We start from the raw sequence: 13,625 nt of genomic DNA on the forward strand, positions 1-13,625 counted from the left end.
ACTCTCTACAGGAATGCTAAACTGCCCCGTTAGCTCAATAACAAAAAGGATCGCCGCAGCAATCCTCGTTCCTATCGCACCCAGTTAGCTTAAGTACAATACTTCACAATTTGATAAATAAATGGTATTAGGAAAGGCGATGCCTTGTTAGAACACCAAACTCTGTTAGTTTATCTAAAATACCTTAATAACCTGAAAATCTTTGGCAACAACAAAAGATTCACCAAAAGTAAAGATTTTATATTTGGTACTTTCTTTGGTAGAACATTCAATTATAGATGTTTTGTAGCCGTGACCTGACAAAACCTTATCGTGTACCTTTATTAAATTTACAGGTCCTTTACTAAACAACCCTTCTCCTTGTTTTAATAAACCGACTATATCTTTATTGTTATGATTGATATTTAAATACCGTTCTAGAGGTAATTGACCGTTCACAACGTTTGAATGAGTACAAAACAGTTCACCAATTACTTGGTTAATATCATTGGAGTGTCCCTTAATAAACAAATCTGCTGAGTTATTATTGTACTCCCATAGAAAAACGTGTTCATCTAAAACTTCAAATTCTTCAAAGTAATTGACGTTTAATTTATGGCTTTTAAAATCTATGCAGGTAATTTTCCATAATTGCAATATTTCATCATCATCTTCATAAGTAACTTGAATAGTTAGTATTAGTTCATCATCGTTTATTTCTATTCCATCTAAACTTAGATATGCATCACCTGAAAATTCACCATCCTGTAAATCCTTTGAAATCTTAGATAACATAAATCTTTCACCACCACATTCTATTTGGTTACGACTAATATAGAATATATTCAAGAGAAATTCGGAGAAATCCTTCTTCAACTATCCTGCTCCTTTAGTTGAAGAAGAAAAAAGCTTTACTCCCGATTGAAGTAAAGCCCCAGTTAGTTTAAGTCGATTTATTCACAAACTTGTTCTTTTTCCACTCATTTATTACAGGAATGCTGCCCCGATTGTTACATAAAAAAAGGCTTCCTTTAATTTAAGGAAAGCAGCCGTTAGCATATCCACATCCTATCTCCTACCAATACTATCTTTATTATTCTTTCTTACATTTTACAATTATAAATTTTATTGGAGGTTTATTTTTCATGTTCTTACTTGGCTCGTCAATTTCTGAAAACTCTATAAGTCCATATTTTCCAAATTCTTGTTTTATGGAGTCAGAATCATAAAAAAACATTTTTACGCCTTCCATTATCTCGAAATAGTCTTTATCCAATTGTTTGCCCTTACCAAACATTGGGGCTTTTTTTGAAACAGTTGTAAAAATCATATATCCATTTGGCTTTAACTGATTATAGCATTCTTTAATAAACTTATCTCTCTCACGACTATTCAATAAGTGAATAAGTGCATAGCAAAATATACCGTCATAGAGTTTGTTATCAAAAGGCATGTCAGTTACTGAACCATGAAAAATACTAATATCAAGCCCATTTTCCCTCGCCAAATCAATCGCTGTTTTTGAAATCTCAATACCTGTAACATTTATTCCATTGTCAATAAAAACCTTTGCATTTCTACCATATCCAATACCTGGTACTAGTATATCTTTAACATTCTTTTCAAGGAAAAAGTCCTTTGTTAAGATTGCGGAGTCTGTAGGTTCAAATCCCCACATTGTTTGTTTTTCTATAAAACTTGATTCCCAGAATTCCATTATATCTCTATCTCCTTTGTGTTTTATTTTAGTTTGGCTACTATGTTGCTTGACGTTAAGTTTATTTTAATTATAGACATAATGACTTTTTAAAAATATAATTGGTATTCATCTTTTTGTAAACTTTAAAACCTCCTTTTGGTTTTAATGTAACTACTCTAAATTTGGTGAAAATTCCCTTCTTCAACTAACCTGCGTACGTTAGTACAATAAGAAAGCCACCATTATGGCAGCTAATCTTCAACTCTTGCACTGTTACTTTAATAAGAAATTTATTGACGTGGTGCAAACAAGATTACCGAAGCACCAATTAAACATATTCCTGCACCCACCCAATCATATAAATCAGGTGTTTTTTTATCTATGCCCCATCCCCATAAAACAGATAGCACTATAAACACTCCACCATACGCAGCGTATACTCTACCGAATGTTGGAAAGGTTTGAAATGTAGCTATTATACCGTATAAAGCTAATGCTATCCCTCCACTTATTCCCCAATAAACTGGCTTACTTTCTCTTAACCACAACCAAATTAAATAACCTCCGCCAATTTCAGCTAATCCTGCAAGAATAAACAAAACAATTGCATTAAAAATTCAGACCACTTCCTAACCATAAATCAATATTCAAAGTAAAACGTACTCTTATTCAATTATCCTGCTTCGTTACATTAAGTACAACATTTCACAATATATTCTGTGGAAAAAGAAAAAGGCGACCTTCATTTTGAAGTATCGCACCCATTAGTGAACAAAAAACCTTAAAACATAAAAATAATTATTCTATAACAAAAGGGAAGAATTTCAATATAACACCTTTCATACTGTAAGGTATTCAGCAATTACAATATTTCGATATACCCTTCTGTTCCATGCATACGAATTCGTTGCCCGTCTCTTATCAGTTTGGTAGCATTTTCTACCCCGACAACTGCTGGTAATCCATATTCACGTGCGATAACTGCTCCATGGGTCATCAGTCCACCAACTTCGGTAACTAGACCTTTTATGGATACAAATAATGGTGTCCAGCTAGGGTCAGTAAAGGAGGTGACTAATATATCTCCATCTTCTAAATCAGCATCTTCCATCTTTAATATGACACGTGCTCTTCCCTCTATAACTCCGGAAGAAACAGGTAGACCTACAATAGCTTCGGCTGGGAGATTTTCTCGTTTGTACTCACCTGCAATGATTTCACCATCAGACGTGATAACACGTGGGGGAGTTAGTTTTTCATATAATTTGTACTCATCTTTTCGTTTGCTGATGATCTGGTAATCCAGTTTATTTGTGCGTACGACTTCGCCAAGTTCTTCAAAAGTGAGAAAGTATATATCTTCTTTTTCATGAAAAACGCCCTCTTGTACGAGTTTTTCGGCTTCTTTCAGTAATGCCTGCTTATAAACAAAGTAGCGATTTATCATGCCGTATTTTGGATATTCACGATAACCAATGAAATTCCGGATGATGCTAATCATTCGTTTTGTCTCTTTGGCTTTTTGTTTACCATCCGGCAATTGCTTCAATCGATCTAATAACTCTTGTTCTTTTTTCAAGGCAACACGCAGCCCTTGCTCAAATTTCCGATTGCTAGCATTCGGCTCAAAGTTTTTGATATTAATGAGAATCAAGGGGACAAGTGTAGTTGGTTTTTCGCTCCAACGACTTCTGGTAATATCGATTTCTCCGGCACATCTCATTCCGTATTTGTTGAGATAAGCTATTATAGCGTCTCGGGTTTTTTGTCCACCTTCAAACTTAACCAGTTCATCCAAAAAGTTATCATCTTTTACATGTTGTAAATAATCAATTACTTCTGGATAAGGACGGATCACATCTGCGACATCCAATAATGCTAGGCCCATTTCCGAAGTAATATTGTTTGGTACAGATTGAGAAAGCGTGTCTGCTACGTTTTTTTCACCTAACCACTTCTCCATTTTTTTATTGATCCATGATGAAGCATCTATAGCTGCCATAAATACACGCGAACTCTGTGGGTTAAATAATATCTTCTTTAATTGCTGGATATCTTCTAGAATAAAATTAAATAAATCCGATCCTGATTTCGTTTGGATGTTTTGTTTTAACTCTTCTATCGATGCTTGACTACTCTTGATCAAATCAGTAACGATTGTCGGATTGTTTTCGATTTGTGTTAGAGAATCCACAGATTTACCATTATTGCTTTGACTGGAACTTTGTATTTTTTCATCATCTGGTAACGATTTTATAAAATTTTCTCGCTCGACTACGGTCATAAGTGCGTCTTTCATGAGCGGTTCGTGTTGTCCCATGGCATTTAATAAAATTTCTCTGCGGACAGGTGAAGCCAGCATATGTGTGACATCCACAAACAACCTTCCACCAGCTTTACGCATGGGTGCAGGAGTCGTTAATAGGAAAAAAGACAATCCCAATGGTTTCATGGGGTCGGTCATCATTTGTTGATGACCAACAGATACATAAATGTGATTGTCTTGATCATTTGCTTCAGGGATGGGGAAAAGCGTAGTGATTGGACGACTCTGGACAATATAAAATGTATCATCAACCAAACACCATTCGATATCTTGTGGGTAACCAAAATAAGCTTCGATCTGTCTTCCTATGTGAGCTAGTTGTAATATTTGTTGTTCAGTAAGTGTTTGAGTCTTTTGCTGATCAGCATCGATCTGCTGTGTCTCTGTTCCGCCTTCTTTTAGTGCATAGAAAGCCAATTTTTTGGTTGCTATCATCTTATCGACGATTTTATCTTCCTGTACTTTATAACAATCGGCAGATACCAAGCCAGAGACCAGTGCTTCTCCAAGCCCAAAACTGGCATCGATTGATAGTAACTTTCGGTTAGAGGTAATCGGATCAGCGGTAAATAAAATCCCTGAAGCCTGTGGGAAAACCATCCTTTGAACGATAACGGATAAATAAACTTGGCTGTGGTCAAATCCGTTTTGCATTCGATAGATTACCGCGCGATCCGTAAATAGGGAAGCCCAGCATTTGCTGATATGCTGTAAAATTGCTTCTTTTCCGATGACATTTAAATAGGTGTCGTGTTGACCAGCAAAAGAGGCATGTGGTAAATCTTCAGCAGTCGCACTAGAACGCACTGCATAAGCATGTTCATCGCCAAACTGGGAGAGATAGTGAGCAACTGCTTTCACAACATCGGAAGGAATTTCTACTTCTATAATGAGTTGTCGAATCTTCCTGCTGATTTCACCAATTTGATCTCGATCCTCTACTTTTAGCTTTGTTAGTTGATCCAACAAAGCTTGAAACGTTTCGTTTTGTTCAATGGCTTTTTGATATCCCACTGTTGTAACACAAAATCCTTCTGGTACTTGTATTCCTTGAATTTTTGATAATTCCCCTAAATTTAACCCTTTTCCGCCAACGAGCAAAAGCTGTGTTTTTTCCATTTCCTGAAAACCGAGAACCAAAGAACTCATTCTACATCTCTCCTACCCATTATATTTCTTTTGGTTTCTTTGATATATTTATCCCACTCAACAAATTCTATTAAAGTTCTATTGTATTTTAGCAGTAGCAAATAAGATAAAAAGTCTATATTGACCATTTTTTATCTGCTATAATTAAATTAGGAAGAGTTCAATTTTCAAAAAAATAGCTAGACCTTACCATAAAAGCCCCTCAGAGTTAATTTAAAGGGTTCCGTTTTGAGGTGCTTTTCTGAAATTTAAAGCCGAAATGACAAAAGTTTATACATAGCAATTGGTATATTAAAACGTAAAAACTCGCCGCATATTGGTGAGTTTTCTTTATAAGGCCGATGAAGACCAAATCCCTTGGGAAAAACAGAGAAATAGGTCTTCATAAAGGCGATGAAGACCAAATCCCTTCGGAAAAACAGAGAAAGTGGTCTTCATAAAGGCGATGAAGACCAAATCCCTTCGGAAAAACAGAGAAAGTGGTCTTCATAAAGGCGATGAAGACCAAATCCCTTCGGAAAAACAGAGAAATAGGTCTTCATAAAGGCGATGAAGACCAAATCCCTTGGGAAAAACAGAGAAAGTGGTCTTCATAAAGCGAAGAAGGCCAAATCTCTTCAAAAAAATAGAGGAAATAGTCTTTATAGCAAATGCCATTTGTTCCATCAACCCGAACCGCTTAGCAATTAAAAAAAACATTAAAATTGACAGCTTAATCGGCAGTAACATTGACAGTTAATTTGGCAGTTTTTCTTATTTGTACAATAATTGTTGTCCATCATAAAAAATGATGTCAATTGTAATGGCAAAACCATTAAAAATGTTAAATAACCTTGATAAATAAAGAAAATGACGTGTGCCAATTCACACTTCATTTCTTATGCCATTTATTAAGAATGCACCCGAAAACGGAACCCTTTAGAGTTAATTAGAGGGGCTTTCTTTAAAAAATATCCATACCGGCAAACAGATCATAATCAATCCGTATTTTCCAAGTATTTTTAAATATCTTCATCGCTTTTGTACTCTAAAACATCTCCAGGTTGACAATCCAAAGCCTTACATATGGCTTCTAATGTTGAAAAGCGAATCGCTTTTGCTTTCCCGTTTTTCAGAATGGAAAGGTTCGCCATTGTAATCCCAACCCTCTCCGAAAGTTCAGTTACGCTCATTTTCCTTTTAGCAAGCATCACATCAATATTGATTATAATTGCCAAGTTTTCCACCTCACACTATTAAATCATTTTCAGATTTTATTTCCACAACTTCATTTACAAGCCTTTGGAGGATACCAGCAAAGGTTGCGATTACGCTTGAAGCAAAGGTCGAATATAATCCCATTGCTATGACACCTGCTCTGTCACCTTCCATATATATAGCCACAAATATGATTCCTGCAACAATCAAGGCAATTATTGTGATTGCACAGCACTTGATAACCTTCAAAGCTCTAACAGATAATTCAGAGAAAGCCTTGTTTTTTTCAATGTAAATTAATAGATTAAATGCTTTATACAGCGCGATGAAAAATGGAATAGATAATAAATAAGCTGATAGTAAAAAGGGATATTGCAAGTAAGCAGTCTCTGGATACGCTTCTGCATCTCTACTGGCTATCTCAGGCACCCAAAATATACACAAAGCAAGTGCCACAATTCCAATAAGAATTATAACTCCCTTTAGGAAAAACGTTGCCCCTCTGTTCATTGAAACACCTCACTGATAAATGTTAATGCGTTATTTAGCGTTTTCATCAATTACCTTTATTTTTCTTTTAATCAGCATCACTTTGATACTGATTATAATTGCTATGTTTTTACCTCATACCGTTAAATCATTGTCTGATTTTATATCAATCGCTTCTTTTAAAAGCTTTTGAAGAACAGCAGCAAAAACTGCAATCACCATGGAAGCAAAAGGTACAACCAATCCGACAAGGATGACTCCTGGGGCGTCGTCTTTCTCCGCAAAGAGATAGAAGAGCGGCAAGACTAGTACATGCAAGATACTGATTGTGATGGCACAGTGTTTGATTTTCTTTAGAGCTTTTACAGAAATTTGCGAGAAGGCTTTATTTTTGTCAATATAACGTAATAGTTTGAAAGCCTGATACAAAGCAAAGTAAAAAGGTATCGCCGATGCATAAAAAACAATGGAAACGAGATATTTTATATAATCAAACTCTGGAAGCAATTTTGCTGCAACATTCCTTAGCTCAGGCACCAAAAAGATGCATAAAGCAAGAACCGGAATTCCAATAAGAATATCAGCTATCTTTAAAAATAATGTTGTTCCTCTTTTCATAAAAGCACCTCTCTAATTTATTGTTAATTGAATTTTAATACAGTTCTTATCGTCTTTCAATAATTTTTTATTATTTTTAATAATATTTTTGTTGTTAAACAATTGTTAATTTTAGACAAGGATAAAAAGTATTCCTATTACAAAGAAATGCCTAGAAACTTAAACTATAAAATTTATAAATTGTTCAATATAAAAATAATTTTAATTCATTTAAAGGTATCAAATCTAGATTCTGTATCGAAATATATCATCCTTTATAATAATCAATGGCTTTTTGGAAATCCTCCATTGTATCTACATCCATTAATACTCCCGGATCATCTACATTCATGTATTTTTTTTCGTAACCGCCCAGGATCACCCGCAAATTGCTTTCTGGATTGGTTTCGAGAATTTTCTGTTTCACTTCGCTTGATAATTTGATAGGGTGACCGCCTTTATAGTTAAAGCTGGGAATTACTACCTTCCCTTTGTGTTTTGCTAATAGCTGAACGGTCTCTTTTTTTACAAGCGGACAATCTCCGGGAGTTATAAAGAAGGTTTGGGCAGTTACTTCGTTACAGCCCTTTTGAATGGAACTAAACATTCCTTGGTTAAAGTCTTCATTATGAACAAACTTGATCTGAAATGAATAGGCATTTTTACTGTTGAGTTTTACCATTTCCTCTTGGATGATTTCCGCTTGAAACCCAGCTACGACGATGACTCTGCTGCATAATCCTTCAAATTTAGAAATCGTTTGCTCCAACACGGACATTTGCCCCAATGGCAAAGTCATTTTAAATGCATTCGCTCGACTGGAATATCCAGCAGCTAAGACGATCGCTTCCATTTTATGTCCCCCTCTATCTATAGTTTAATCTAAATCTTCTATTAGTCTTGTAACCCCACCTTTCAATTAAATTTTCTTTGATAATACTTATTCTATATGATTCCTTAATAGACGATTAAGCCTCACTTGCTTTTTCACGAAAATGGTCACGGGAAAGGTTCTAGTGTCCATCTACTTCATAGAAGTCACAAAGTTAGACAAAAGGAGTTCCTCAACACTTCTAACCCCGTTCTAAGAAAGAACGGGGTTAGAATAAAGTTTTTTATTTTTGATTTTAAATACTTCGTTTCTTTTGTATTATCATTTTATGAAACCCCTCGCTTTTAGTGATGGGGAGATTCATTCCGATGGCAATTCGTTAAAGAACGCTACATCCTCAATAGGAAGACGTGTAGTAGGATGTCCTGGTTTTGTTGCTTTCCCGATAGCAATGAGCATAACCGGCACAAACTGTTCGGAAATTCCGAAAGCTTCTACGAACTTCGCTTTATCGTACCCTCCCATCGGAACAGTGTCGTAACCTTTGGATCGGGCGACAAGCATGAGCTGCATCGAGGTAAGGCCTCCATCAGTATATAGGATTTGGCGAGCCACTTCAGGCGGCAAGTTTGAGTACATGCCAACTGTTCGTTCGATGAATGATTTAGCCGTATCAGCTGGCATAAAGCCTGCTTCAACTGCCTGCCCATAAATTTTTTCGGCTTTCTTGTAGCTTTCCACATCACCAAGCACAGCAATAACGGCAGAAGCTTCGACTACTTGTTGTTGGTTAAACGCGATTGGCAAAAGCTTTTTCTTCAACTCCAGTTTATCGATGACTAGAAACCGCCATGGTTGCAGGTTCGAAGACGAAGGAGCCAACGTTGCTAGCTCCAGCATTTCGTTCATTTCTTCGCGTGAGATCCGCACTGTTGGATCAAATGTACGAACAGATCGACGTTCACGGATAACATCTAAGAACATTTGCTGTTCGAGCCTATCTATAGTTTGAGAGTTTGACATAATAATTCCTCCTAGTAATGAATAGTTTACTTCATCTCTACTACGAACATTTTAAGGAAAATTCATATATAGTAAGAGTTTTTAACCCTATCATGAAAAATGTGATAAAAGATACTTCATCCACTATTGTTTGCAACTTACTAAGTTACCTTACTCAAATTGAACTAAATTGTCAAAAATAATATAATAGTAACTTTAACCATTAACACTGCTAATACCCTTTAATTTGGGAGGAAAAAAGACGATATCCACTACTTAAGGGGGGAGCGTCAGGAAAATGCGGATTTACAACGTTAAGGAAATTCTTAAATAAATAGCCCAATTTCTCAGCATTAAAATTGAGAAATTAGGCTTTTTCGTTACTCCATAAACGCGCCCGGTTGCAAAAAAAAATCTATAACTATCGCTCTATCAAAAAATTAAAGCATTTAAGCAATCCATTTACCATCTAATAAAAGCGAATGGTACTCTCCAAATAAATGGAGAGTACCATTCGCTTTTATTTTGTAATGAATTAGTGGTTTTATTTGTGTTAGGCACCATCCATCTTATTTTTCCAATTATCCATTTTGCTGTAAGTACTGAAGCTTACTTAAATCGTATTCGGTTAAATAGGAAACCTTCATGAGGTTGTCATCTCCTCAACAGATGCACCTGTCTGGGGAGTCCAAGTAATTATGCCTTTTTGAAACCGTTGAATTCGCCCTCCACCAGGCCGATCTTTTTCGTCTTCGATAGGAAAACCAAGCGTGCTTTCAAAGCCAAATTCTGCCCACTTGGTCAATATTGGTCCAGATACAGGATGGGCACCCGTTCTCAATGACCAGAAGATTGCCTTTACGAGCTTCCCCGGTTCCTGTACAGCTTTAAAATAGTTGAACCTTCCGGTTCCATCCTTTGTAACAAATTCATCCGTGATTGGATAGCCAAAACCTTCACGGCCAAGACTGACCCACTTATCCCGAATAGGGCCATGAACCTCTTTAGCCCTAGTATCCGGGTACCAATAAATAGACCATTCTCAACCATTCGGATCGCGATAATGCCTATAATGTCCGATACCGTCTGGAACAGTGCTCTCAGGTGTAATAGGAGTCCCCTTAAACCCCCTTCTTAAAAGTTCTTGATATTTAGCCTCGATTTCACTCTGTAGAGATCATTTATAAATGATTAAGTAACAATCTCTAATAACAATCTCATTAATAATAACCATGGATTTAAATTTAATATCGATTACCATCGCAACTTTATTCTCTTTTAACCATCATTACATAAACTCATCAAAATCTAGATTCTGTATCGAAATATATCATCCTTTATAATAATCAATGGCTTTTTGGAAATCCTCCAGTGTATCTACATCCATTAATACTCCCGGATCATCTACATTAATGTATTTTTTTTCGTAACCGCCCAGGACCACACGTAAATTACTTTCTGGAATGGTTTCAAGAATTTTCTGTTTCACTTCTCTTGATAATTTGATAGGGTGACCGCCTTTATAGTTAAAGCTGGGAATTACTACCTTCCCTTTGTGTTTTGCTAAAAAATAACAGTTATATATAAGTACCTTGGTTAAATTGTTAAATAAGTACATATCATAATCTTTGGAGGTGGTATAATGAAAAACTCAAAATTATTTTATATAGCATTGCTAATTCTACCTTGGCTAACAGTACCGTTTTTAGGTCGAAATTCATTAAAAAAATACCTTCCAGCTGGAATATTTATGTGTACATTCACAAAAGCTTTAGACTTTTTCGGTGAAAAGAAAAAATGGTGGAGAATTTATGAAGGGATACCACCTTTGAATAGTGCAAACTTTTTTAATTTTGGTCCCTATCTTGTTGCAAGTCTTTGGATGTTAAAATTAACTTTTGGTAAATTCCCATTGTATCTAATTTCTAATATAATTCTCCACATTTGTTTCAATTATCTAGGAGGATTAAAATTTTTAAAACGTTATAAAATTGCTTCCATAGATGGATTAACCAAATTCCAATATCTAACAATACACTTATTAAGGGCATTACTTCTTTATAGTTTTCAATACATAAATAATATTAGTTATCATACAAAAAAGCTTTATAACAAGTAATCAGATAAAAATTGTATCCCCACCTCCTTTTCAAATCCTAGAAATATAAAAAGTCACATCCGATAATTGGATGTGATAGCAAGATTGTTAGTGTCAGGCACCATCCACAAAAATGGATCGTCCTTGGTTTGTCAGATAATTCATGTCCAAAGCTATTTTGGAAAATTGTTTCGTCCTATGTAATAGCCCACACAATGACCTGAAGATAAAAAAAGCCAACATATAATTATGCTGACTTTCAATTATAAATTTCATTTGAGGTTTATCTTCGCAAATCCTAGATTAGCTTTAGTCCACTTACAAAGATCAATACAGCAACAACCGTTCGCAGCGGTCTTGTTGGGACCTTAGCAGAAATGCTGCTACCGATCAATACTCCTGGAATGGAGCCAATAAGTAAATTACCAACTAGCATATAGTTAACATTTCCATAACCAATATGAAGTAATCCTGCAACGGTTACCAAAAGAAACGCATGAGTTATATCAGTACCAACCATCTCTGATGTCTTCATTTGATACAGATAAATCATTGCCACAGCGAATAATGACCCTGAACCTAATGATGTGAGCCCGACAATGAATCCAAAAATGCAGCCAATTAATATCGTTAGCATCTTCTTTTCTTTCAATGGTTTTAATTGCCAACGATTCGGTCTTAATTTTTTCTCCACAAAAGTTTTGATAATGATCGCTAGTGAAACAAATATCAGTACGTATCCGAGGGAATGCCTAATAATCTGTTCTTGATTATGGAAATAAGCTTCAAAATAATGAAGGGAACCAATCGCAACCACCGCACTAGGAATACTTCCTATCGCTAATAACTTAACCATCTGTAAATTGACTGTTTTTTGTCTCCAATGTTGAAAAAGTCCGAAGAATTTCGTAATTGAGTTATATACAAGGTCTGTACCAACAGCAATTGAAGGATTAACTCCTATTAGAATTAATACGGGGGTTAGCAGTGCTGCTCCTCCTACACCAGTTAACCCTACCAAAAAACCTACAAGTAAACCCATCAATGTAATCCCTATACTCATATGCTCACGCCCTATCAATTCCAAGTATTTATATAGGGATTATATACATTTATATGAATCTTGTAAATAACTAAATATTTATTAGATTCTGTGAGTTTGTTACCGGTTATTTCAAAAGCATATTTTATTTCAATAGAAATGATCCATCCATCTTTGTTGAAAAAAGATTCGGCGTTGGCTGGACCCTTAATTTTGGCAACTCTATCGTTTAGATCATCGTCTTAGTACCATTAGTAACAATCATTGTGTTTCGTTTTTTATAGGGATAAATTTCTTAGAAATATAAAAAGTCACATCCGTTTATTGGAGGTGACTTTTAGCGATTTTGTTTTATCCTATGTAATAGCCCACACAATTTCACTAGTTATGGCTGCTGCGTTCCCGCCCTGACCCGTTTCCTAGTGTCCTTGTTGGACTATAACTCCGCAGGTAGGACTCGAACCTACGACCGATCGGTTAACAGCCGATAGCTCTACCACTGAGCTACTGCGGAACAATTCTAACTTCCTATTTACATGATCATCGGATAATGAATCTAATTCAAGATGTTTGTTTGTTGGTTGGTTTTAGTGGAAATGACGGGAGTTGAACCCGTGTGCAAAGATATTGGCACTTATACTTCTACGAGTGTAGTCAGTAGAATTGATTTCACTTACTTCGTTAGCCTACTGACAAGCGTTGAAGCAGCTAGTCTGGTTAGTCTCTTCCTTCATCCTCAGACGGTGGAATTCGGCGTAGTCCACTTATGATGAGTCCCTTACCCTACCACATGGACGATGGAGGGAGGAACCGCTATCGTCTGTTATTAGGCAGCGAAAGCGAAGTTGTTGTTTTGTTTGCCAGTTATTAGGCTTTATCGTTTTTACGAGGACGATTCCCTCGACTCGCCATTTAAGCTCAAACTATCCCTGTCGATACCAAGACATTCCCATAATATAATGGCAGAGAAGAAGGGATTTGAACCCTCGCGCCGGTTACCCGACCTACACCCTTAGCAGGGGCGCCTCTTCAGCCACTTGAGTACTTCTCTGTAATATAAGGTTACGCGTTAGTTCCGTTAAGAACTTACAAGAGAAATATATCATGTCTGCCAAATGGATGATAGCTGTAAAATTCGGTAGTTCAAAAGGCCTATTTATATCATTAAAACTTTATGGTTAATTTATAATTGATACTGATTGATGATTTCGTGTT

The 13,625-nt window shown here is 36.0% G+C and carries 13 protein-coding genes, 2 tRNA genes, 2 other RNA genes and 1 pseudogene; 2 read left to right on the plus strand and 16 right to left on the minus strand.

Going from position 1 to position 13,625, the window contains the following annotated elements; genetic code table 11:
* Positions 1-174: 174 nt before the first annotated feature.
* The 11 genes from J7E67_RS28810 to J7E67_RS28865 all read right to left on the minus strand — a co-directional run bounded on the left by J7E67_RS28810 (position 175) and on the right by J7E67_RS28865 (position 10,759).
* Positions 175-855 carry a hypothetical protein gene (locus J7E67_RS28810; protein WP_214715090.1) on the minus strand — a complete coding sequence of 227 codons (681 nt, stop codon included), beginning with the start codon at positions 853-855 and terminating at the stop codon, positions 175-177.
* Positions 856-1,072: 217 nt separating this feature from the next.
* Positions 1,073-1,696, minus strand: coding sequence for a class I SAM-dependent methyltransferase (locus J7E67_RS28815; RefSeq protein ID WP_214715089.1), 624 nt, complete (start codon positions 1,694-1,696; stop codon positions 1,073-1,075).
* Between the two features lie 272 nt (positions 1,697-1,968).
* Positions 1,969-2,295 carry a YnfA family protein gene (locus J7E67_RS28820; RefSeq protein ID WP_214733345.1) on the minus strand — a complete coding sequence of 109 codons (327 nt, stop codon included), beginning with the start codon at positions 2,293-2,295 and terminating at the stop codon, positions 1,969-1,971.
* Positions 2,296-2,540: 245 nt separating this feature from the next.
* Positions 2,541-5,153, minus strand: a complete 2,613-nt coding sequence (gene ppsA, locus J7E67_RS28825) for a phosphoenolpyruvate synthase (RefSeq protein ID WP_214733327.1) — start codon at positions 5,151-5,153, stop codon at positions 2,541-2,543.
* A 1,001-nt stretch (positions 5,154-6,154) separates the two neighbouring features.
* Positions 6,155-6,370 (minus strand): helix-turn-helix domain-containing protein, encoded by a 216-nt coding sequence (locus J7E67_RS28830; protein WP_214715086.1) that lies wholly within the window; start codon positions 6,368-6,370, stop codon positions 6,155-6,157.
* Positions 6,371-6,380: 10 nt separating this feature from the next.
* Positions 6,381-6,860 carry a DUF2975 domain-containing protein gene (locus tag J7E67_RS28835; RefSeq protein WP_214733328.1) on the minus strand — a complete coding sequence of 160 codons (480 nt, stop codon included), beginning with the start codon at positions 6,858-6,860 and terminating at the stop codon, positions 6,381-6,383.
* Positions 6,861-6,974: 114 nt separating this feature from the next.
* On the minus strand, positions 6,975-7,457 hold the full coding sequence (locus J7E67_RS28840; protein WP_214733329.1) for a DUF2975 domain-containing protein: 483 nt from the start codon (positions 7,455-7,457) through the stop codon (positions 6,975-6,977).
* Between the two features lie 247 nt (positions 7,458-7,704).
* On the minus strand, positions 7,705-8,289 hold the full coding sequence (locus tag J7E67_RS28845) for a nucleotidyltransferase family protein (RefSeq protein ID WP_214715080.1): 585 nt from the start codon (positions 8,287-8,289) through the stop codon (positions 7,705-7,707).
* Positions 8,290-8,628: 339 nt separating this feature from the next.
* Positions 8,629-9,291, minus strand: coding sequence for a nitroreductase family protein (locus tag J7E67_RS28850; RefSeq protein ID WP_214715077.1), 663 nt, complete (start codon positions 9,289-9,291; stop codon positions 8,629-8,631).
* A 622-nt stretch (positions 9,292-9,913) separates the two neighbouring features.
* On the minus strand, positions 9,914-10,303 hold the full coding sequence (locus J7E67_RS32485) for an LGFP repeat-containing protein (protein WP_374102972.1): 390 nt from the start codon (positions 10,301-10,303) through the stop codon (positions 9,914-9,916).
* A gap of 297 nt (positions 10,304-10,600) precedes the next feature.
* Positions 10,601-10,759: a hypothetical protein gene (locus tag J7E67_RS28865; RefSeq protein WP_214715073.1), complete on the minus strand. Its 159-nt coding sequence runs from the start codon at positions 10,757-10,759 to the stop codon at positions 10,601-10,603.
* Positions 10,760-10,912: 153 nt separating this feature from the next.
* On the opposite strand from J7E67_RS28865, the gene J7E67_RS28870 reads away from it, so the two are divergent.
* Positions 10,913-11,389, plus strand: coding sequence for a hypothetical protein (locus J7E67_RS28870; RefSeq protein WP_214733330.1), 477 nt, complete (start codon positions 10,913-10,915; stop codon positions 11,387-11,389).
* 277 nt (positions 11,390-11,666) lie between these two features.
* Here the strand turns inward: J7E67_RS28870 and J7E67_RS28875 are convergent, their stop codons facing one another.
* Positions 11,667-12,431 (minus strand): sulfite exporter TauE/SafE family protein, encoded by a 765-nt coding sequence (locus J7E67_RS28875; RefSeq protein WP_214733331.1) that lies wholly within the window; start codon positions 12,429-12,431, stop codon positions 11,667-11,669.
* Between the two features lie 107 nt (positions 12,432-12,538).
* Here J7E67_RS28875 and J7E67_RS31700 point away from each other — a divergent pair.
* A pseudogene (locus J7E67_RS31700) lies at positions 12,539-12,643 on the plus strand (DUF5808 domain-containing protein); the annotation flags it as partial.
* Positions 12,644-12,767: 124 nt separating this feature from the next.
* Here the strand turns inward: J7E67_RS31700 and ffs are convergent.
* From ffs to J7E67_RS28895, 4 genes are all read right to left on the minus strand, one after another.
* An RNA gene (gene ffs, locus J7E67_RS28880) (signal recognition particle sRNA small type) lies at positions 12,768-12,853 on the minus strand.
* Positions 12,853-12,924 (minus strand) — tRNA-Asn (locus J7E67_RS28885). The genes ffs and J7E67_RS28885 overlap by 1 nt, the downstream gene beginning before the upstream one ends.
* 74 nt (positions 12,925-12,998) lie before the next feature.
* Positions 12,999-13,361, minus strand: a transfer-messenger RNA (tmRNA) gene (ssrA, locus tag J7E67_RS28890).
* Positions 13,362-13,370: 9 nt separating this feature from the next.
* Positions 13,371-13,461, minus strand: a tRNA-Ser gene (locus J7E67_RS28895).
* Positions 13,462-13,625 lie beyond the last annotated feature (164 nt).

The organism is Bacillus sp. ISL-46 (assembly GCF_018613205.1).

Bases quoted from the DNA above. Each gene is read 5' to 3' on its own strand.
- J7E67_RS28840 (WP_214733329.1), bottom strand. From the start codon at position 7,457: ATGAAAAGAGGAACAACATTATTTTTAAAGATAGCTGATATTCTTATT.
- J7E67_RS28815 (WP_214715089.1), bottom strand. From the start codon at position 1,696: ATGGAATTCTGGGAATCAAGTTTTATAGAAAAACAAACAATGTGGGGA.
- J7E67_RS28850 (WP_214715077.1), bottom strand. From the start codon at position 9,291: ATGTCAAACTCTCAAACTATAGATAGGCTCGAACAGCAAATGTTCTTA.
- J7E67_RS28870 (WP_214733330.1), top strand. From the start codon at position 10,913: ATGAAAAACTCAAAATTATTTTATATAGCATTGCTAATTCTACCTTGG.
- J7E67_RS28845 (WP_214715080.1), bottom strand. From the start codon at position 8,289: ATGGAAGCGATCGTCTTAGCTGCTGGATATTCCAGTCGAGCGAATGCA.
- ppsA (WP_214733327.1), bottom strand. From the start codon at position 5,153: ATGAGTTCTTTGGTTCTCGGTTTTCAGGAAATGGAAAAAACACAGCTT.
- J7E67_RS28875 (WP_214733331.1), bottom strand. From the start codon at position 12,431: ATGAGTATAGGGATTACATTGATGGGTTTACTTGTAGGTTTTTTGGTA.
- J7E67_RS28835 (WP_214733328.1), bottom strand. From the start codon at position 6,860: ATGAACAGAGGGGCAACGTTTTTCCTAAAGGGAGTTATAATTCTTATT.